At 60.2% G+C, this 22,064-nt stretch carries 13 protein-coding genes; 7 read left to right on the top strand and 6 right to left on the bottom strand.

What is annotated here, in order from left to right:
* Positions 1–146 precede the first annotated feature (146 nt).
* On the bottom strand, positions 147–1,436 hold the full coding sequence (locus KUA23_RS29685; RefSeq protein ID WP_214497147.1) for an MFS transporter: 1,290 nt from the start codon (positions 1,434–1,436) through the stop codon (positions 147–149).
* Between the two features lie 454 nt (positions 1,437–1,890).
* Between KUA23_RS29685 and KUA23_RS29690 the strand changes: the two genes are divergently transcribed.
* The 3 genes from KUA23_RS29690 to KUA23_RS29700 all read left to right on the top strand — a co-directional run bounded on the left by KUA23_RS29690 (position 1,891) and on the right by KUA23_RS29700 (position 9,027).
* Positions 1,891–2,295, top strand: a complete 405-nt coding sequence (locus tag KUA23_RS29690; RefSeq protein WP_003176975.1) for an acyl-CoA thioesterase — start codon at positions 1,891–1,893, stop codon at positions 2,293–2,295.
* Between the two features lie 58 nt (positions 2,296–2,353).
* Positions 2,354–3,253 carry a D-hexose-6-phosphate mutarotase gene (locus tag KUA23_RS29695; protein ID WP_252993239.1) on the top strand — a complete coding sequence of 300 codons (900 nt, stop codon included), beginning with the start codon at positions 2,354–2,356 and terminating at the stop codon, positions 3,251–3,253.
* A gap of 113 nt (positions 3,254–3,366) precedes the next feature.
* Positions 3,367–9,027 carry a hypothetical protein gene (locus KUA23_RS29700; RefSeq protein WP_252993240.1) on the top strand — a complete coding sequence of 1,887 codons (5,661 nt, stop codon included), beginning with the start codon at positions 3,367–3,369 and terminating at the stop codon, positions 9,025–9,027.
* A 47-nt stretch (positions 9,028–9,074) separates the two neighbouring features.
* On the opposite strand, the gene KUA23_RS29705 is transcribed toward KUA23_RS29700, so the two are convergent.
* The 5 genes from KUA23_RS29705 to KUA23_RS29725 form a co-directional block, all read right to left on the bottom strand.
* On the bottom strand, positions 9,075–9,611 hold the full coding sequence (locus KUA23_RS29705) for a DUF3299 domain-containing protein (protein WP_252994317.1): 537 nt from the start codon (positions 9,609–9,611) through the stop codon (positions 9,075–9,077).
* A gap of 78 nt (positions 9,612–9,689) precedes the next feature.
* Entirely contained in the window at positions 9,690–9,935 is a 246-nt protein-coding gene (locus tag KUA23_RS29710) for a GlsB/YeaQ/YmgE family stress response membrane protein (RefSeq protein ID WP_015886585.1), read from the bottom strand.
* 106 nt (positions 9,936–10,041) lie between these two features.
* Complete coding sequence (locus KUA23_RS29715; RefSeq protein WP_252993241.1) at positions 10,042–11,127, bottom strand: 5-(carboxyamino)imidazole ribonucleotide synthase; 1,086 nt, start codon at positions 11,125–11,127, stop codon at positions 10,042–10,044.
* An 11-nt stretch (positions 11,128–11,138) separates the two neighbouring features.
* Complete coding sequence (gene purE, locus KUA23_RS29720) at positions 11,139–11,630, bottom strand: 5-(carboxyamino)imidazole ribonucleotide mutase (RefSeq protein WP_003176980.1); 492 nt, start codon at positions 11,628–11,630, stop codon at positions 11,139–11,141.
* 256 nt (positions 11,631–11,886) lie between these two features.
* Positions 11,887–12,798, bottom strand: coding sequence for a LysR substrate-binding domain-containing protein (locus tag KUA23_RS29725; protein WP_078050778.1), 912 nt, complete (start codon positions 12,796–12,798; stop codon positions 11,887–11,889).
* Between the two features lie 182 nt (positions 12,799–12,980).
* On the opposite strand from KUA23_RS29725, the gene aspA reads away from it, so the two are divergent.
* The 4 genes from aspA to KUA23_RS29745 all read left to right on the top strand — a co-directional run bounded on the left by aspA (position 12,981) and on the right by KUA23_RS29745 (position 22,017).
* On the top strand, positions 12,981–14,405 hold the full coding sequence (gene aspA / locus KUA23_RS29730) for an aspartate ammonia-lyase (RefSeq protein WP_017135792.1): 1,425 nt from the start codon (positions 12,981–12,983) through the stop codon (positions 14,403–14,405).
* 392 nt (positions 14,406–14,797) lie between these two features.
* A complete protein-coding gene (locus KUA23_RS29735; RefSeq protein WP_078050779.1) occupies positions 14,798–16,249 on the top strand; it encodes an alanine/glycine:cation symporter family protein in 1,452 nt (483 codons plus the stop codon).
* 85 nt (positions 16,250–16,334) lie between these two features.
* A complete protein-coding gene (locus KUA23_RS29740; protein ID WP_252993242.1) occupies positions 16,335–17,312 on the top strand; it encodes an asparaginase in 978 nt (325 codons plus the stop codon).
* 106 nt (positions 17,313–17,418) lie between these two features.
* On the top strand, positions 17,419–22,017 hold the full coding sequence (locus KUA23_RS29745; protein ID WP_346356363.1) for a dermonecrotic toxin domain-containing protein: 4,599 nt from the start codon (positions 17,419–17,421) through the stop codon (positions 22,015–22,017).
* Positions 22,018–22,064: the final 47 nt, after the last annotated feature.

Consider the following 22,064-nt stretch of genomic DNA (forward strand, 5'->3'; position numbering starts at 1 on the left):
CGGGGCCAAGTATCGGGAGGCCGTGTGAACACTCTATGTCTGCAATGTGACAGTTAGATGAAAGGCCACTATTGGCAAGGTGAAGGGGCGCAGCGAGGAGTTGCAATCGCTCCCACGCAGGGCGCGGGAGCGAGCATGTCAAGGAATCAGCGCGAACGCTTCCACAGATACCCGCCCACCAACATGCCCATCACACACAAGACGGCAACGTAGTAGGCCGGGCCCATCGGGCTTTCCTTCATCAGCAGCGACACTGCCAACGGCGTCAGGCCGCCGAAAATGGCGTAGGCCACGTTGTAGGAGAACGACAACCCGCTGAAACGCACCACCGGCGGGAAGGCCTTGACCATGACGTACGGCACTACGCCAATGGTGCCTACAAACAGACCGGTCAGCGTGTACAGCGGGAACAGCCAGTCCGGGTGAGCGATGAGGCTGTGATAGAGGGTCCAGGAGGTTGCCAGCAACAGCGCGCAACCGACGATCAGCACGCGGCCAGCACCGAAGCGGTCCGCCAGGGCACCCGAGGCTATGCAGCCCAGGCTCAAGGCGACGATGGCCAGGCTGTTGGCCTGCAGCGCAACGGTGGCGCTGAAGTGATAGACCGTTTGCAGCACGGTCGGGGTCATCAGGATGACAACGACGATACCGGCCGACAGCAGCCAGGTCAGCAGCATCGACAGCACGATCGCACCCCGGTGATCACGCAGTACCGCACGCAATGGCAGCTCGGCGGCCAGGGTCTTGCGTTGCTGCATCTCGGCGAAGATCGGTGTTTCATGCAGCCAGCGGCGCAGGTACACCGACAACAGGCCGAATACGCCGCCGAGCAGGAACGGGATACGCCAGGCGTAATCCGAGACCTGCTCCGGGCTATAAATAGTGTTGATCGCCGTGGCCACCAGCGAGCCCAGCAGGATCCCGGCCGTCAGGCCGCTGGTGAGGGTGCCGCAGGCATAGCCGATATGGCGTGGCGGAACGTGCTCGGAGACAAACACCCAGGCGCCGGGTACTTCGCCGCCGATTGCCGCGCCCTGGATAATACGCATCAGCAGCAGCAGGACCGGCGCCCACAGGCCGATCTGCGCGTAAGTTGGCAGCAGGCCCATGATCAGGGTCGGCACGGCCATCATGAAGATGCTCAAGGTGAACATCTTCTTGCGGCCCAGCAGGTCACCGAAGTGCGCCATGATGATGCCGCCCAGGGGACGTGCCAGGTAGCCGGCGGCGAAGATGCCAAAGGTCTGCATCATGCGCAGCCATTCGGGCATGTCCACGGGGAAGAACAGTTTCCCGACCACGGTGGCGAAAAACACGAAAATGATGAAGTCATAAAACTCCAGCGCCCCGCCCAAGGCAGACAGCGACAGGGTTTTGTAGTCGTTGCGGGTCAGCGGGCGCGAAGGTTGCGCACTGCTTGCGGGCACGGAGGACATGGCAAGGCTTCTCTTATAGTAATCAGGACGGCAAGCGGGACTTGCGGCAGGTTTGGCAAGATAGCAAATCGCTAGAAAAAGCACAGCGTCGAGCGGATAACAGTTCCAGCCCGTGAAATATTCCACATTCCTGCTCTTTATCTGCACGCAGAAGCACAGTTGCCGGAAAAAGCCGCGATACAGCCGCCATTTGCCGACCAAATGAGCGCCCAGAGGTCGTCGTGGCGCCAGGGTCTCGATATACTCGGCCCTTGCAAGCGCAAGAACCGCAGTCTTGAGGGGCTGCTGTGCCAAAACGTCGTTGGGTGCCATCCAGCCGATTTGGCAGAGTTTCCCTTTAGTACGCCTTACGAGAAACGCATCACGCGGTGTATGTTGGTGCTGAAACGTTTTTTTCGAAGACGGCTATCCACTTGAAATACCCATGAAGCGTTACGGGTCAGAGGCCCTCGGCATGATCGAACTCGAACAAGAAGATCCTATCCCGCAAGGCGATCTCGCCCTGCAAATCACCGCACTCCCGCGTGAAACCAACGGTTTCGGCGACATCTTCGGCGGCTGGCTGGTCGCGCAGATGGACCTGGCTGGCACCGCAATGGCCAGCAAGGTCGCAGGCGGCCGCGTGGCCACCGTGGCCATCGATCGCATGGCGTTCCTGGTGCCGGTTGCCGTGGGCGCGCAGCTGTCCTTCTATACCCAGGCCCTGGAGATCGGCCGTAGCTCGATCCAGATGATGGTCGAGGTGTGGAGCGATGACCCGCTGTCCAGCGAATGGCGCAAGGTCACCGAGGCGGTATTCGTGTTCGTCGCCATCGATGGCAGCGGTCGCACGCGTTCGGTGCCGTCGCGCGCACGTTAAACCTCACCGGGTTTTAACGGTCAATTGCCCCATTGCCTGCCATAAAGAGTGCTTTGTTATGCCGACGCCCCACGTTGAAACCGTGAAAATCGACGAGCTGGATTGCTGGCGCATCCGCCACAACGGCGCCGAGCTGATGGTGGCCCAACAGGGCGCGCATATCTTCAGTTACCAGCGCGCCGGCGAGCAGCCGCTGATCTGGCCGAATCCTCAAGCGGTGTTCAAACAGGGCAAGGGCATTCGTACCGGCGTACCGGTGTGCTGGCCGTGGTTTGGCGTGTTTGACCGTAACCCGCAGAGCGTGAAGGCGATGCGCCAGAGCGAGCAACCAGCCGGCGCCCACGGCTTTGTGCGCACCGCGTTGTGGGAATTGGCCGCGACCGAGCTTGAAGGTGAAGCGCTACGCGTGGACCTGGTACTGCCGGTGCCGGCAGGCGGCTTTCCTGGCTGGCCCCATCACGTTGACCTGACACTGAGCCTGCTGCTGGATGAGCAACTGCATATCCGCCTGACCAGCCACAACCGTGGCACCGACACCGTCACCCTCAGCCAGGCGCTGCACACCTACTTCGCTGTAAGCGATGTGCGCAATGTGCAGGTCGAAGGACTGGACGGGCATGCCTATATCGACACCGCCGATGGTTGGACCGAAAAGACACAATCCGGCCTGCTGCATTTCACCGCCGAGACTGATCGCATCTACCTCGATACGCCGTCCCAGCTGAATATTGTCGACAAAGACTGGCGCCGTTGCATTCAGCTCACTGCCGAGGGTTCGAAATCGACAGTGATCTGGAACCCATGGACCGAACGCGCCAAGGCGTTTGATGACATGGCCGATGATGGGTGGACAGGCATGTTGTGCATCGAAACGGCGAATGTACTCGACGATGTGGTGGTGTTGGCGCCAAGTGAAAGGCACACACTGCAGGTAAGCATCACTGCCAAACCCTCGTAAACGTCACGGCTGACGTCCGGGACACGGGGTACGATGACATTACTATGTAGGTCCGTATGCCAGAACAGCCTCGCTAAAGTGCGAAAACCGCATCTTATAGCAGAGGCAACACGATGGCCCCCTCTCCCCAGGAAGTACTGCAACAGCCCCCCGCCGACGTGGCCGAACTCATGGCCACGTGCAATAACACACTTATCGCGACACTTAACGCTCAGCCCTCACTGACCTTTTGCGCAAACAAGCAGGTATTGGAAGAGATCAACGGATTGTTTGATCGTTACTCAACCCAACACATCTACCTGAAATCCCCAGAAGACACCTTGACTGACCCGCCCACTGAGCACGACAGGGCATTGATAACCCTAGTAAATGACGCCTTGCATCAATGTCGAACTCCGGATTATTACAGCCCGCGTCATGACTTCTATATCTATAAAAAAAACACATTCACTCGGCTCGACGACACAAGCCAGCTAACCATCAGAACCCTGATAAATACCTTGCTGGAACCTGACTATTATCTGAATAGCCTCAATCGATACTGGAACGCCACTCGCAGCGCAACCGAGCAAACCAATCAAAGCTTCATCGCTAAAACCGTCGCGCGGCTGATTCAGTGCGAGGCATCATTGAGATTTGAAACAGCCTCACTTGAGCCCGCAAGCGTTGCACTGGTACGGCAACTGAATACAGCCACCTCGCCCGAAACTCTAAATATCTTTCACCTCAGCTTGCAAGATACAACGCAGACCGACGGCATTCCGCTGGTCGGGGCATTCGCCATCAGCACATGGCCACCGGTCGAACACTCAACCGTCAACCCCACGGTGCTCTACCTGCCAGGCCAACGTCTGGCTGAATTTTCCAGCCCGACGGCGCTGAAAACGCATCTAAGGGAGCGGCTTAAAAACGTAAATGGGCGTCAGCAACTGCTGATCAGCGTTGCTCATCGTCAACATTCGGCATTCGAAGGCCTGACGCAAAGAGCCAGCCAGGATGGGAGCGTCAACCTGCTTCCTGTCACTGCCGTCGAGGATTTTTTCGAGCATCAGATCAGCCTGCTCATCACCAAGCAACGCCAGGATATCGAACATCACTGGTCCGTCAGCCGCAGCGCCCAGGGCAGCGTAGCTGAACGGATCAACCAGTCGGCGAACCTTGCACCGTTGCTGGATTTCAGCGAGGCGATCGAACGACACGCCCGCCCACTCTTAGCCCTCAGCGCACAACGCAGGGAGGCGACGCGCGCCGCTCAGCAACGGCTGATACAGCAACAAACCGAACGATCAATTGATTTCACTGGCTTGATCGCACAGTTGAAAAGCCTCCAGGCACAGACTGCACCGCAGCCATTGGCACATCAGTTCTTTACACCTCATCGCCAATCTCCGCTGTACAAAGCCTGCGCGCAGGCCGTGACCGTCTTGCAGAAGCTTAAGAATGACACCGACTTTACAACCTGGCTAAGCACATGGCCGAGCAAGACCGAGGCCGGTTTGGGCGCCTGGACCATACTCGCAAAGCTCATCAGTAACCAGCCAGCTATTGTGGATTCGCCGCTGACTCGCTTTACCATTCAGGGCAAGCTGCTGCCCCTGAGCGAAGTGCCCACGTACTGGAGAAATGATGTTCACACTCTGATAGCGGCGCGGCGCGACATTGGTGATGGTATTCGAGAGGACGGTACTGTCCAGTTTGATCTTGCACTCAAGTTCTACGGTGTCCACATCGCCACCGATAGCCCGCTCCAACTGGTGATTGAGCGACTGCAGGAGCGCGCCGCCACGCTATCGCTAGAGATAGATGACGACAGGCTGCCGTTTGATGAACTCATTGACGAGCAAGGAGATGCCAGCCTGCAACAGCTGCTTATTCATCGTCAAACGACAGGTGAAAAACTGATATTCAAACAACTGATCGAAGCGTTCCTGACGCCACAACGCGAAGCACAGGCACTGAAGACACCAACGGTGGTACTCGAACAGTTGCTCAATACCCCGCAATGCCTTGAGCTGGGAAAACAACTGGTAAAGGCACTGGACTGGTATACAGCCCAAGATGAAACACCACCGGTAAAAGTGCTGCGCGGCTTGGTCTGGCGGGCACTTTGGCTGCATTTTGAACGCCCTGCAGACCCCGCGCGAGTGACCGTCGCCGGAGAAGAAATAGCAACGCCACGCCACTGGGGCCACAGCTATGACTATATTCGTGAACAAATTGAGCGGTCCCTGATCCGCAACCACAAACTCACGCCCGGCGGTGTACATCTGGCCCTGCGCCTGCTGCAACGGGGTTCTGCTGCAGAAATCTGGGTGAGAGGCATTCCCGACGATTTGCGTTACGCCAGCTCCATCGCCTGGGTGAATTTCAAGGCTGGCGTGATGCTTGCGCAAGCCATTGCACCCGACGCTGCGCAACACATGACCTTCCAACAATTGCTCGAGTTACTCGCGACAGCAAGCCGGGATGCGACGCCCGAGCAAAAAATGGTCATCTCGATAGCGAGATTGGGGCCAACGCTGGAATGGGCCCAAGCCAATGGCGTATTAACGTCGGCAAAAACTGATTTCACTCCTGAACAAATCCAATTGGCTGTAGAAGCCTTGGAGCAACACGAACAGGAAATGATTCAGGCAACCGAAACGATTTCTCAAGCACCACCTGGCCGCTGGAGCTTCACCTCGGATGACGCTTTCGAAGTGGGGTTTAGAGATTACCTGAGCGGTGTCAAAGCAGCCTATCAAACCTTGATCAGGGCCTTGCTGCCCAACCTGCCATTGCTTGATCGCACCGCGATCGAAAACGGCGAGGTAACGTTGTATGCCCTGCGCCAAGAGATTCGCGGCCTGCAGGTTGGGCAAGAAAACGCGCAGAACATCGCTGCCGCCAGAGGCCGCCACGGCTTCATCATCCGGGCCCAAGTGAAGCACGGCACCACTCACCGTACCACTTATTATGAGGTGTTCCCTCGGGCGGCAATCATCCGCGCACGCCCGAAGATTAAAACGCTGACAATCAATGGCAATGTTGTCGTGGAAACAACAGGCGGCTCAAGCCGTTCGAGCAAAGGAACCTTTCGGCGCGCGACCTCCATGCCGTTCGACTGGGAAGCCTACCAACACGGCCGTCGTCCCCGAGACGGTGTGTCCAGCCTGGTGATCGCCGAGCAAATCGGCCAGGTGTTACCCGCCACCGCACCCGCCCCTTCGGAAACTATGAGGGAAGCACAATCATTGTCTTCAGTGCGCAGTCGAGCACTGGCAGCCATCGTTGCCAATGATCTATTTCACACTGACGAATCTCAGCTCAAATTGACCGCCAAGCGTAACGTTGACGTGCTTGATACCGCGCAACAAACCGTCGACGACTTTCTCTACTACACCAAGATGCTGGTGCCCTTCTGGGGCGGCGTCGAGGACATCGCCTCGGGCGATCCGCAACGCGTGGAGAGAGGGGCGTTGTCATTGTTCACCGACTTGATCTCCTTCGCGGCTCCCATTGGTAAATACGTCGGCGGTTCGGCACGCTTGATTACACAAGCCGGAAGAATCAGTTTTCAGGCGGCGCTACCGAAATTCGCAACCCTCACCAAAACGTTTTTACTGGGCGCCATCAGAGAGCTAAACCCGCTGGAAGCGGTGCCAGCTCTGCTCAAACTCGCAGGCTTAGGTGTGTTGCGGCTCAGCGCTGCAGTTGGGCGTCAGGTAGATGCAGGCCTGGCGTTGTTCAGAAAAGCGCTGGGCAAACCAACGATCGCATCCACTGGCCGAACGCTACAGTCGGTAGACCCGCGAGTCTGGAAACCCCTTGAACCGCAGGACAGCCTGTTCACCGTGGCCGGCGTGGACCGTGTTCCCCTACGCAGTGTCGGCACCGACCTGTTGCCCGAGTATCGTCTGATCGACCCACTGACCAATACCGTGTTCGGCCCCCGGTACATTCCAATGGGGGCAGAGGGCCTGCAACGAATTCCGGATCTTGACGACTACATCGCGCCCCTCTCGTATGAACAAACTGCGGAATTGAGCCGTCGGGCCAACGGTGTCTATGATGGAAAAAATCAGCAGAGCTATGTTCGCGCACGCGGCCAATGGTACGTCGTCAACACTCGCTACAGCCTCACAGGTGACGCTGAGTTCCATATTGTTCACCCGCACAATAAAACTCGCCCAACTTACCGCGTCGTCAATAAGGACGGGAGTTGGCTGCCGGTCGACGAGAGTGGGTATGCCGGGATGAAAAGGATAGACAAGATTAAAAAAGCGAATGCTGAAAAAGCCGCCTACTACCAGAAAGCGCGCGATAAGATGGATATCGCTACAGCCCGGCTGGAAGAGGCGGCCAAATCGACCGTATTCGAAACGACAAACCAGCTGCTTGATAGATCTCTGTTGCACTGGGATGCCACTCAAGAACTGTTCACGCTACACACGAAGAACAACGCCTTACCCATATTCGAACCGAAAAATTTCGTTTCCACACCTGACCTCGGCAGGGCGCGACTGCTCAGTACCATTGAAACGGCTGACAACCTCAGCCCGCGCTATGCGGCAGTCGTTGATAGGCTGGAAGGCTACTTGCAGGCTCAGCAAAACCACATTCAACGGCTGGAGCAGACCGGCCGCATAAGTCAACAAGACGCAAATTCTGAAATGTTCACCGTTTATTTTGCCAATAAACGTAAGGCCGTTAACACCATAATCGAACAGACCACGGTGTTTAAGTCGTTACTGGACGAAGACTTGGAACACATGCTGGATACCCTGGAAAAGCTCCCAGTGAATAAAGCCGGGCCCTCACGCGCGCCCTCCGCACCGTTTGGCACAGCGAAACCACTGCCCTCCGCCCCCCTGCTAGAGCCGCACCTAAACCCTGTGCCGAAAGATCAAGTATCAATAATGATCGCCGGCCATCAGCCCCGCACCCCTGTCACCGTATTCGCCAAGCCCAGAGCCGGGTATGACGATGTCGCAGACGTCCTCGACCCCGATGGCAAACGCATCTTCGCCTATATCAGGGTCGGCGAAGACAATCTCTGGATCAGATCGACCATCCAAATCGAAGAACCGAGTGGGTTAGCCTCTTCCAGCCAGGCGACTATTACCCTGCAGCTGGAAGGTGCTGCCAGGAAAATGCAAAACCTGATTGAGGAGCATGATGACCTCATCGTTTTTTTCAGAACCAAAGGGTCAGCCGAACCAGCGGGTGCCGAAGCCCTGATCAGGTCCGGCGCGACCAAGCTCAATCAGGGAGCCGATGACCTTCAGGCAGCCTGCATTGACATCACCGATGAGGCAACCAAACAAGGTCTGCTGGCGCAAGTGGCCCACTTCAGGGAGCACGCAGCCCGTTTGAATCTTATGGCGAAACTCTTGCGCGTGGATCTGATTTCCAAGCAAGCCCCCAATGCCAATGCTCTCGAGTTTTTGCACGGCCAGCGGGGTGTTCTGGATATCCGCAAAACTCAGAACCGAGCTGCAGGTACCCGCGAAATCCAAACGCCTGGCAGCCAAAAAGTGACAAAAGTCCCAAACTTCCTGGACGAGTTCGAGATTAAGGTCAAAGGCAAACCGTGGGCCTATGCTCACATGCACTTTGAACAGGCCGCGCACACCGTCCCCGCCAAATGCCAGCTTAGAACACCGGCACAGCAATCGCAGGGGGCGGGCGCTCAAGCCCTTGCTGCTCGCGAAAGCTCGCGCTTGGACCTTTACCGCGCAGAAATGGATTGGCCACAGGCCAGGAGGATATTTTACCCAGCGTTGCCAGAATGAATCGACGCGCTCGTCATCCGCATGGGACTACGTGGGGCGACAACCGGTTAAAGATCCGACTCTTTGACCACCCGCACTTTCCCGGCATCCAGGGCATAGGCAGCATCGGCCAAGTCGTTGTTGACCTTCTCGACCTTGAGGGTGCCGGTGACCCACAGCGGCGTGTAGATATCATCCAGCTTCAGCCCCTTGGGATAACGCACCAGCACCAACTGGTTAGGCGGCGGTGGCGGCACGTGGATGCAGGCGCCTGGGTACGGCACCAGGAAAAACAGCGTGCTGCGCCCCTTGGCGTCGGTTTCCAGTGGCACGGGATAACCGCCGATACGGATGTTCTTGCCATTCATGGCGGCCACGGTCTTGGTGGAATACATCACCGTCGGCAAGCCTTTGCTCTGTTTCAGGCCACCTTTGTCGGTGAACGTGCCTTGGGCTTCGGGAGAGTTGTGATCGATCTCGGGCATGGCTTCGAGGGCTTTTTGATCCGACAGCGGCATCAGGTCGAGCCAGTCGGTTTCCGGCAGTTCGCCGGCGTGGACCAGGCCAGAGCCCAGTAGCAGGAGGGTAAACAGAAGACGGCGCATGGAGAGGCTCGACAAGGTTAACAGTGTCGGCATTCTAGCCCTCTGCGCCTGCGCAGCGCAGAGGGCCGTGACGCTAAATCATTTTTTTCGCAGCAGACCGTAGATCACCAGCAGCACGATGGCGCCGATCAGCGCGCCAAGGAAGCCGGCGCCCTGGCCTGCCTGGTAGATGCCCAGGGCCTGACCACCGTAGGTGGCGACCAGGGAACCTGCGATACCCAGCAGGATGGTCATGATCCAGCCCATGCTGTCGTCGCCAGGCTTGAGGAAACGCGCGAGCAGACCGACGATCAAGCCGATGAAGATGGTTCCGATGATACCCATGGCATTTCCCTCTGATTGAATGTGAGTCATGGCAAAGCCTAGTCAGGCTTTGCCATCCTGCAATCAGAGAGACGGCGGCAACCAATGGTTCCCGCCGATCCTTGGGTTATTGCTCGGCGATCAGCGCCTCGACCTTGAGGATCTGCGCCTCGAGGGTCGCACGGTCATTGCAACGCAGGTTGGCGTGGCCGACCTTGCGCCCGGCCTTGAAGGCCTTGCCGTAGTGATGCAGATGGCAGTCGTCGATGGCGATGACTTTTTCCACCGGCGGAACCACACCGATGAAATTGAGCATGGCGCTCTCACCGACCTTGGCGGTGGAACCCAGCGGCAAGCCCGCGACCGCCCGCAGGTGGTTCTCGAACTGGCTGCACTCGGCGCCTTCGGTGGTCCAGTGCCCGGAATTGTGCACACGTGGGGCGATTTCATTGGCCTTGAGGCCACCGTCGACTTCAAAGAACTCGAACGCCATCACGCCGACGTAATCCAGTTGCTTGAGCACACGGCTGGAATAGTCTTCGGCCAGGGCTTGCAGCGGGTGATCGGTGCTGGCCACGGACAGCTTGAGGATCCCGCTGTCGTGGGTGTTGTGCACCAACGGGTAGAAGCGGGTTTCGCCATCGCGGGCACGCACGGCGATCAGCGAGACTTCGCCGGTGAACGGTACGAAGCCTTCGAGCAGGCAGGCTACGCTGCCCAGGTCGGCGAAGGTGCCGACCACGTCGGCAGCCGTGCGCAGGACTTTCTGGCCCTTGCCGTCGTAACCCAGGGTGCGGGTTTTCAGCACGGCTGGCAGGCCGATGCTGGCGACTGCAGCGTCCAGGTCTGCCTGGGACTGGATATCGGCGAAGGCCGGGGTCGGGATGCCCAGGTCCTTGAACATGCTCTTCTCGAACCAGCGGTCGCGGGCGATGCGCAGGGCTTCGGCGCTCGGGTACACCGGCACGAACTGCGACAGGAAGGCGACGGTTTCAGCCGGGACACTTTCGAACTCGAAGGTCACCAAATCGACTTCGTCGGCCAGTTGGCGCAGGTGGTCCGGGTCGCTGTAGTCAGCGCGCAGGTGTTCACCCAGGGCAGCCGCACAGGCGTCCGGCGCCGGGTCCAGGAAAGCGAAGTTCATCCCCAGCGGGGTTCCCGCCAGGGCCAGCATGCGGCCCAGTTGGCCGCCACCGATTACACCGATTTTCATCGTCAACAACCTCAGGCGATGCGTGGGTCTGGATTGTCCAGCACGCTGTCTGTCTGCTCAGCACGGAATTTTTTCAGCACCGCATGGAACTGCGGGTGCTTGGCGCCCAGGATGCTGGCGGACAGCAACGCGGCGTTGATCGCGCCCGCTTTGCCGATCGCCAGGGTGGCCACCGGGATACCGGCCGGCATCTGCACGATGGACAACAGCGAGTCCACGCCCGAGAGCATCGCCGACTGCACCGGCACACCGAGCACGGGCAGGTGGGTCTTGGCCGCGCACATGCCTGGCAGGTGCGCTGCACCGCCGGCACCGGCGATGATCACCTCGATGCCACGGGATTCTGCTTCATCGGCATACTGGAACAGCAAATCCGGAGTGCGGTGGGCGGAGACCACTTTCACTTCGTAGGGAATGCCGAGTTTTTCCAGCATATCGGCGGTGTGGCTAAGGGTGGACCAATCGGACTTGGAGCCCATGATCACGCCAACCAATGCACTCATCGTCGTGCCTCTTCTCTCTGGGCGCCCGCAGGCGCGTCAAAAAACAACAAGCCACGCGGGAAATCCGGCGTGGCTTGGTGTACGAATTAAGGCCGGTTGGACCGGCCGAAGGCCGCGCAGTATACCGTAATAATGCAGATAAACAGCCCCTTGAATGACCATCTGTCCAGTGGCGCAAAGCGGCGGTTTTATTGACTTTCAGGTCAGTGAAAGCCCCCCCCATTCCTTGTAGGAGCCGGCTTGCCGGCTCCTACAGTCAGGCGCGTTCGGCAGCGGCCCCACCTTCCAACTTGCGCCACAACAACCGCACATTCGCCTTGCGCACCAACGCACAGCGGTACAGGCGAATCTCCAGCGGCACATGCCACTGCGGCCCGCCACACACCACCAACTCGCCGCGGGCCAATTCCGCCCGCACGCTCAGTTGCGGCACCCAAGCAATGCCCAGGCCTTCCAAGGCCATACTCTTGAGGCTGTCGGCCATGGCGGTTTCGTACACGGTGGTGAAGCGCAACGCACGCTGGCGCAGCAGCAAATGCACCGAACGCCCCAGAAACGCACCGGCGCTGTAGGCCAGCAACGGCACGCTGCCTTCGCCTTCCAGGTCGAACAGCGGCTTGCCGTCAGCATCAGCCGCGCACACCGGGAGCATTTCGGTGTTGCCCAGGTGCAGCGATGGGAAGATTTCCGCGTCCATCTGCATCGCGGCATCCGGGTCGTAGAACGCCAGCATGAGGTCGCACCCCCCTTCGCGCAGCGCGTGCACCGCGTCGCCGACGTTGGTCGCTACCAGCCGCGTGGCAATGTTCAAGCCTTCGTTGCGCAATTGCGCGATCCAACGCGGGAAGAAGCCCAGGGCCAGGGAGTGGGCCGCCGCCACTTGCATGACCTCGCCCTGCCCGCCTTCCAGGTGATGCAAATGGCGCAGCACTTCGCCGAGCTGTTCGACCACCGTACGCGCAGTCACCAGGAACAACTGTCCCGCTGCCGTCAGCTCAACCGGTGTGCGCGAACGGTTGACCAGGGTCAGGCCCAACGCGGCTTCCAGGCTGCGGATACGGCGGCTGAACGCCGGCTGGGTGACAAAGCGCCGCTCTGCCGCCTGGGAAAAGCTGCGGGTTGCCGCCAGGGCGCTGAAGTCTTCCAGCCATTTGCTTTCAAGGTTCATTGCTGCCTCCCGTGGGTACGCACCATTTTGGCACACACGCCCGCCATGATAACCGGGTCACACCGACATTATGCCGTTTGTGCATAGGCCAGTGTTTAACAGCATTGGCCCAAAAAGTTCTACAAGCCTAGCATTCGCAGCGTTCCGGCCAGTTCCGGGTCCATATCGAGATGATTTCCGTCATGTCCTCCGCTGCATCTTTCCGCACAGAAAAAGACCTGCTTGGCGTACTCGAAGTACCCGCCCAAGCGTATTACGGCATCCAGACCCTGCGAGCGGTGAATAACTTCCGCCTCTCGGGCGTACCGATTTCGCATTACCCGAAATTGGTGGTCGGCCTGGCAATGGTCAAGCAAGCGGCGGCTGACGCCAACCGCGAGCTGGGCCAGCTCAGCGAAGCCAAGCACGCTGCCATCAGCGAAGCCTGTGCCCGTCTGATCCGCGGCGATTTCCACGAAGAGTTCGTGGTGGACATGATTCAAGGCGGCGCTGGCACTTCAACCAATATGAATGCCAACGAAGTCATCGCCAACATCGCGTTGGAGGCCATGGGCCACAACAAGGGCGAATACCAGTACCTGCACCCCAACAACGACGTGAACATGGCGCAGTCGACCAACGACGCCTACCCAACCGCGATCCGCCTGGGTCTGCTGCTGGGCCATGACGCGCTGCTGGCCAGCCTCGACAGCCTGATCCAGGCGTTCGCCGCCAAGGGCGTCGAGTTCGGCCACGTGCTGAAAATGGGCCGCACCCAACTGCAAGACGCTGTGCCGATGACCCTCGGCCAGGAATTCCGCGCCTTCGCCACCACCCTCGGTGAAGACCTGGCCCGCCTGAAAACCCTGGCGCCAGAGCTGCTGACCGAAGTGAACCTGGGCGGCACCGCCATCGGTACCGGCATCAACGCCGATCCGCGTTACCAGGCCCTCGCCGTACAGCGCTTGGCCCTGATCAGCGGCCAGCCACTCGTCCCTGCGGCCGACCTGATCGAAGCCACTTCCGACATGGGCGCCTTCGTCCTGTTCTCCGGCATGCTCAAGCGCACCGCCGTGAAGCTGTCGAAGATCTGCAACGACCTGCGCCTGCTGTCCAGCGGCCCGCGTACCGGCATCAACGAGATCAACCTGCCGGCCCGCCAGCCAGGCAGCTCGATCATGCCCGGCAAGGTCAACCCGGTGATCCCGGAAGCCGTGAACCAAGTGGCGTTCCAGGTCATCGGTAACGACCTGGCCCTGACCATGGCAGCCGAAGGCGGCCAACTGCAGTTGAACGTGATGGAGCCACTGATCGCTTTCAAGATCTTCGACTCGATCCGCTTGCTGCAACGCGCCATGGACATGCTGCGCGAGCACTGCATCGTCGGCATCACCGCCAACGAAGCGCGCTGCCGCGAACTGGTGGAGCACTCCATCGGCCTGGTCACCGCGCTGAACCCCTACATCGGCTATGAAAACGCCACCCGCATCGCGCGTATCGCCCTCGAAAGCGGCCGCGGCGTGCTGGAACTGGTGCGCGAAGAAGGCTTGCTCGACGACGCCATGCTCGACGACATCCTGCGCCCCGAGAACATGATTGCCCCACGCTTGGTCCCGTTGAAGGCCTAAGCGTTTGTTGCACCGCTCACCAGGCTGAGGGACTAGACACCTCTCACCTTTTGAGGGCCTGAAGGCTCGTTCTTCAGGCCCTTTTTTTTGCCTCAAGGTTGTGAAATGACGCCCATAAAAAATCCAATATCGCCCCGCAAACCCTCCTTGCCCGAAGCCAGCGTGCTGAAACCTTTAATCGGCCTGTGCAGACGGATCACGCGCTCCTAGGTATAGTGCCGCCCCTCTTCGCGTCAGAGATCGTCGGTAACGAGGTCCTGGACAGCGCGAAACCGCATGAATAACAACACCCGCAAAAGGATTGGGGTCGAAGCGTCGTGCACTGCCTGGTGCCATACGACGTGTCGGACCGTCCTGCGTTTGCCATTAGAAAAATCAGCGAGGAACACTCCATGCTCGAAGTCATCAACGACTTCCTCTCAGGGAAAGTACTGATCGTGCTCATTGTCGGGCTCGGCGGTTATTTCACGATTCGCTCGCGTTTCGTTCAGTTGCGCCACTTTTTCCACATGTTCTCGGTGTTCAAAGACAGCCTGAAGAGCAGTTCCGGCCAACTCAGTTCGTTCCAGGCGCTGATGCTCAGCCTGGCCGGCCGCGTCGGTGCCGGCAACATCGCCGGTGTCGGTATCGCCGTGACCCTGGGCGGCCCCGGTGCCGTGTTCTGGATGTGGGTCACTGCGCTGGTGGGCATGTCCTCAAGCTTTATCGAATGCTCCCTCGGCCAGCTGTACAAGCGCACCGACGCGGAAGGCACTTACCGTGGCGGCCCGGCCTACTACATCCAGCACGGCCTGCAGAAGCGCTGGCTGGGTATGGTCATGGCGTTCCTGCTGCTGGTGACCTTCGGCTTCGCCTTCAACGGCCTGCAAGCCCACGCTGTGACGCACTCGCTGAACAACGCCTTCGGCCTGGACACCACCTACACCGGCCTGGCCCTGGCGGTACTGCTGGGCCTGGTATTCATCGGCGGGATCAAGCGCATCGCCTCGATCGCCGACTTGCTGGTGCCGGTCAAGACCCTGGTCTACATCGCCGTGACCCTGTACGTGATCGTGCTGCAATTCGACCACGTACCGGCCATGCTCGCGACCATCGTCAAGAGCGCTTTTGGCCTCGACCAAGCCTTCGGCGGCCTGGTAGGCAGCGCAATCATCATGGGCGTGAAGCGCGGCGTGTTCGCCAACGAAGCGGGTTTGGGCAGTGCGCCTAACGTGGCGGCGGTGGCTTCGGTAGAACACCCGATCGCCCAGGGCGTGGTGCAGGCGTTCAGCGTGTTCCTCGACACCTTTGTGATCTGCACCTGCACCGCGTTGCTGATCCTGCTATCCGGCTTCTACACCCCAGGCTTCGAAGGCGACGGCATTGCCCTGACCCAGAACTCCCTGGCGGCGGTGGTCGGCGACTGGGGCCGCATGTTCATCTCGGTGGCCCTGGCGTTGTTCGTGTTCACCTCGATCATGTACAACTACTACCTGGGCGAGAGCAACCTGCGCTTCCTGGTGGGCAACAACCGCAAAGTGCTGATGGGCTACCGCGCACTGGTGCTGGTGCTGATTTTCTGGGGTTCCATCGAGAACCTGAGCACCGTGTTCGCCTTCGCCGACATCACCATGACCATGCTGGCGTTCGTCAACCTGTTCGCCCTGGCGTTCCTGTTCAAGATCGCCATGCGCATCCTGAACGACTACGACAACCAGCGCGCAGCGGGTATCAAGACCCCGGTATTCGACTCCAGCCAGTTCCCTGACCTGGACCTGGATCGCAAGGCCTGGCCGGCGAACCCGGTGAAGCCTGAGCCAACGGCTCAAGCATCGGCAGAACTGAACGCCCAAGCGCAACGCTAAGCGCACTCAGCCTAGAGAGAGATGACACGCCGCCCGGCCTTGGGCATGCTCTGGGCCCGGCGGCGTTTTTCGTTCAGGAGATTTTATGCAACCAGCTAACAACGTGATGGTGCTCTACACCGGCGGCACCATCGGCATGCAGGCCAGCGCCAATGGCCTGGCACCCGCATCCGGATTCGAAGCGCGCATGCGCGAGCAACTGGCCAGCCAGCCTGTGCCCGCCTGGCGCTTTCGCGAAATGTCGCCGCTGATCGACAGCGCCAACATGACTCCCGCCTACTGGCAGCAGCTGCGCACTGCCGTGGTCGAGGCCATTGATGAGGGCTGCGACGCCGTACTCGTTCTGCACGGTACCGACACCCTGGCGTACAGCGCCGCCGCCATGAGCTTTCAATTGCTGGGCCTGCCGGCGCCGGTGGTGTTCACCGGCTCCATGCTGCCTGCCGGCGTACCCGATAGCGATGCCTGGGAAAACGTCAGTGGCGCGCTGGCAGCCTTGGGGGAAGGCTTGGCGCCAGGCGTGCACCTGTTCTTCCACGGCGTGCTGATGGCGCCGACCCGCTGCGCGAAGATCCGTAGCTTCGGCCGCAATCCGTTCGCCGCCTTGCAGCGTCAGGGCGATGTGCCGCGTACCGAATCCCTGCCGGGCGCGCTGGATTACCGCCAACCCAAGGCCCTGGCGACAGTCGGCGTATTGCCCTTGGTACCGGGTATCGGCGCGGCACAGTTGGACAGCCTGATCGGCAGCGGCATTCAGGCGCTGGTGCTGGAATGCTACGGCAGCGGCACCGGCCCCAGCGACAACCCCGAATTCCTTGCCAGCCTGCGCCAAGCACGGGATCACGGCATTGTGGTCGTCGCCATCACTCAATGCCATGAGGGCGGGGTGGAGCTGGATGTCTATGAAGCCGGCAGCCGCCTGCGCGAAGCAGGTGTGGTGTCGGGCGGCGGGATGACCCGGGAAACCGCGTTCGGCAAACTCCAGGCCTTGATCGGTGCGGGTCTGCCCTTCGAGCGTATCGGGCCATTGCTCGAGGCCAACTTGTGCGGCGAGCTGGATTGAACGCCGAGACATAAGCACCGCCTGCCTGGCTGAGCGCTTTCTAGCATGGACCCCCCCGAGGCTTTGCCTCGGGGCGTTTCCATCCTAATGCTCGCCAGGACTCTGTATGACCACCCCCCCTACAACGCCAACACCGCAAAACGGCGACAGCCCCAACCCTACTGTCGCCCTGCTCACGCAACTGGCCATCGGCCCTGACTTTCGCGAAGTCGCCACCGTGTTGTTGCGCCAGCAGCTGCGCGAACGCTACCCCAACCTGGATATCGACCCCGACACCGCTATGGTGGTCTACCCGGTCTGGCAGGTTGTCGAGGACCAGGTGCTCGCCGCCGAGCCCCGCTACCACTCCCTGACCGGCATCCTGGCCCGGCAGGCCATCACGAAAGAACCCTGCCTGTTTATTGAAGGCGAGCATTTCCTGACCCAACAGCCGCTCACCGTGCCCCCCGCCCACTTGCCCGTGCGTATCGGCGACATCGCCTACATGCTCAATCTCCTGGCGCCGGTGATGCTGCGGGGTTACCAGGCACAACAGCTGGTGTTCTGGAACCAGTCCAGTGCCGCAGGTAACGGCCCCCACTGGCACAAGCTGTCGAGCGTGTTGCGCGAATTCTGGAATGTGCAGCAGGTGCCCGGCTGGAGCGCAGAGGATTGCCGCCTGGCGCGCCAGCTGTTCCACGCCCCGGACCCGGCCAGTCGCCCCAGCCTGCGCGCCTGCGTGGTCGACATTGACTGGGTGCAGGACGACGGCAGCCTCAGCCATTACGACGGGGACCTGGTCGCCGTATTGATTGGCAAGGAGGCCGGACGCGATGTCATCCTGACCCATTCGCTGCCACCGATGTACGATAAATACGCCTCCCTCGAGCAGTTGGGCCAGGCCTTGCCAGCGAAGCTGGGCAGCCCGATGCACGGCAAGAAAATCCAATGGCGGTTGTTGGAGCCTGAGGGCAATTTCTTCGACCAGTTGGCCTGTGCCCTGATTGCCCTGCAGATCAAGGCTATCGGCAGTATCGACTTTTCCAACGGCGTGACCGTCAGCAATGACCATGCCGCCCTGGCCGCCCCACCCAGCGACGGCCAGGAGACAGACGCCAACCTCGAATGGTTCGAGCAGCAACTCCCTGATTGGCTAAGCCAGGCCTCCACCTCGGACCTGAATGCTTACTCACGCCACTTGAAGGACCTGGCGGCCCTGCACAACCAGAATGCCGGTAAGTTGTACCAAGACGGTATCGCGCCCATTCGCCAGTACGCCCTCGACGCCTTGAAAGCTGAAATGCTCAAGGCCCATCCCGACGCCGCCAACCTGATGCTGGACAAGCTGGAGATCGTGGTCCAGAGCCTGGTGGTCTGGGGTACCTTCACCGTCCCGGGCCAAGTCGAAACCAGCGTCTTCGACCTCGCTGACCTGGCCCTGCAGAACCTGATCGCGCTGCCTCTGGGCACCAAGACCCTGCGCGAAAAGAACGGCCGCGCGCTGCCCGCCTGGTTGACTGTCACCTACCTCGAAAGCCTGATCACGCGCGTCAATATCGGCAGCACCTACCCGGCACTGATCAAGCGCACCTTGCTGGACGACGCTGAGGAGTCGACGCGCCGCCAGCAGCTCTACACTGCCCACCTTCGGGTTCAGTTGCCGTTGCTGGCCCTGCAATGCAAGATCCGCCGCGAGGCCGGGATTGACGAGCGCGGTTATCGCTACCTATCGGCGCTGATGGAAACCGACAGCAGCAAGCGCCAAGTGGAAGGCCAACCGATTGTCCTGCGCCAACTGGCATTCGTCCCCAAGCGCCGCACCGAGGCGACCCAGGACCCGGTAGACAATATGTTCGTCATCGGCCCCCAGGATCGGCACGCCGGACCGTGCCTGCTCTATCGCCCGCTGCTCGACCAGCCATTGACCCAATACCCCACGCCCACCAACCTGCTCTACGCCATCGCACAATCCGCCAGCCTGCGCGACTCGGTGCTGGCCTGGCTTCCCGACACCGTGCGCAACGACTACAACCAGTACGTGTTCCCCGGCGCACTGCCCTCGCCCTGGACGGTTGCCGAGTTCCTGGTCGACCCGGACAAACTGTGGGTCATGAGCGGCCCTATCGCGTTGGGCGAGCAGGTGGTGAATGACGACATTTTTGCCACGCTGTTCAAGGCCAACGCTACGGCGCTGGTGACGTTGGCGGATCGGCAATCGGTCTCGAATGCCGAAGCCCGCTGGGCCACGTTCAAGCACGCTGGCTGGCTCATCCTCAACGCAGCGCTGCCCTTTCTCGGTCGTGGCCTCTCCACTGCCGCCTGGATATGGCAAGTCATGGATCAATTGCAGCAGGTGGTCGAATCAGTCGAGCATCCCGAGCAACAGTCTCCCGGCACCGCAATCGCCGACCTGCTGCTCAACCTGGGTATGGCGGTCGCACTTCACGCAGTGACACGCAGCGCGGCGCAGCGCCAGGCTCTACAAGGCGCCCGTCTCAAGCCCCAGCTTCCCTCCGTTAAGCCCTCCGCGCCTGTCGCCCTGACGGTCGAGAAACTCACCGACCTCACCACCGACGAATTGCCGGCAAGCGCCGCCAGCCCTTTGTACGCCAGTGGCGCGATCAATCGCACAGCACCCCGCCTGGGCACGGTGCTCGACCGGTTCAAAGTGGCCAAGCCCGCCGATCTGGGCGACGCCATCAGCACCGAGGGCCTGCACCTGCATCTTTACACGCAGGGCGAGCACTACTACGCACCGGTCGGGCCACGCTGGTTCAAGGTGCGGGTAGATGAAAACGGCACTGTGATGATTGTCGACCCCACTCAGCCTGATCGTATTGGCCCCCTGCTGATCAGCAACCGTCGCGGCGAGTGGTTTGTCGATACCCGCCTGCGTCTGCGCGGTGGCGGGCCAAAACACCTGATCCGCAGGGCCGAAGGCCTGGCCAAGAAACGCGCGGAACAATTGCGCAAGCAGTTGAGCGAATTCGAAGAAGCCAAAAAAACCGGCCAGACCAGCCTGCGCCTTGCCCGAGAGGCCATGGATACCGGCCCTTCCAGCTCGCTGGATGCTAACCGGACGGCCTACCTGCAGGCGTTGGAGGCACATCGCGACCAATACGAGACCGCGTTGCAACAGCTCAAGGAATTGAACGTGCATGCGCCACTGCCGGACTACCCGCAAAAGGCCCTCAGTTACCTCAAGGCTCAAGTCGAACTGACCAGTGCGGGGATCCGTGAAGCCTTGACCCGGTTCACGCCGAAACTGCGCACGGTGCTGGTGCAAATCGAACAACAGGCCGCCTCTGCCCATGAGCGCAACATCGAAGACGCCCGGCAGATGAGCGCGTTAAACCGCGACATGATCCAACGCCTGGAATATATGCACACTCGCTTCGGTGAGCTGCACAAATTGTCCAAGGACGGCACACGCCTGATCAGCACGACCAAAGGCTCGCTGCCAGCCTATCAACGCGACGATCTCAAGGCCCTGCAAGTAACCCTGGCGCGCAACCTCTGCCTGACGGAAACCACCCAGACCACGGAACCCGCAGCCTGGGCCGGCATCGATCAACTGGTCGACACCGCCGACGTGTCCATCCAATGCCTGCGCGATACCCTGAATGAAAGCGGTGGACTGCGCCTCGACGAACGCATCGATACCCTGAGTAGCCTGATCGAACAGTTCCAGATTCTCGATGAGCGCCTGCAGGACTTCCCCGATGACTTCTCCGAGCATGTCATCACCGACCAAATCCAGGCCTTGCGCCGCCACCTTGCCGAGTTCGGCACACGGGCCTTGAGCAACCTTGGGTTGCTCAGCGCGGAGCGGGATAGGGCGCGCTCGCGTCCCTCTCCGCCACCCACGCCGCCCAAGCCGCAAAAAAAATTCATCAGGACCCGCTACAACGGCATGCTCATTGGCGAGCCGCGCCTATCTGCCACAGGCGACGACACCGGGCTGGTGGATATCCGCTCGCCCTTGACCCACAAGATCGTCGCCACTTATCACGAAAAATCACCGGGAAGCTGGGTGGAAAGGCTGCGAACGCCGACGTCCACGCCCACACCGACGCCAGTGGATATGCAGGCCAGCGTCAATCAGGGCCAGGTGCTGCTCGATGGGTTGCCCACCTTTCTCGAACGCATGACCAAACTGGCCAGCCAGGTGGAGCGAACCCCGATCGGCATCGAATACTTGTTTCACCAGCACATTGCCCAGCTGGAAGTGATTGGCGCAAAGATCGAGGAGGGCCTCACTCAGAGCAACGAAACCGAAAGCCATCCTTTTTCGGCCAGCAAGGTCAATAAAGCCCTCGGTGACGCCGTGACAGACCTTTACCAGCGTAGCAACAACCAAGTGTTGCTCATGCTCAAACAACGCCCACCCACCGTACAGGCGCTCGATTGGCTGAAAAAACACAACGCGGTCAAGATTAAGAAAACCGTCTCACGGCGCCGCCTCAAAAGCGCCATGCCGACGTACCTCGATGAATACACCATCAGCCAGAGCGAGACGCATGAGGTGCTCTGGTACGCCCACTTTCACTACAGCGCCACTTGGACCCATCCCCGGGCCTACCAGTATGGTCGCCTCAAAACCGTGGCGGAGCATGCCCTGGGCGCTGCAGCTGATACGCCCAAAGGCTTGAGCGACACGCAGAAAATCGCCTACTACCGCAGCGAGGTCAGCCAGGAGTCGGCTCGGCTACTGTTTTTCACCTGAGCACCTGCCGGCGGTTGAGCGGAACGCCGGCCCGCTATCTATCTACC

It is taken from the genome of Pseudomonas pergaminensis (assembly GCF_024112395.2).
Classification (GTDB): domain Bacteria; phylum Pseudomonadota; class Gammaproteobacteria; order Pseudomonadales; family Pseudomonadaceae; genus Aquipseudomonas; species Aquipseudomonas pergaminensis.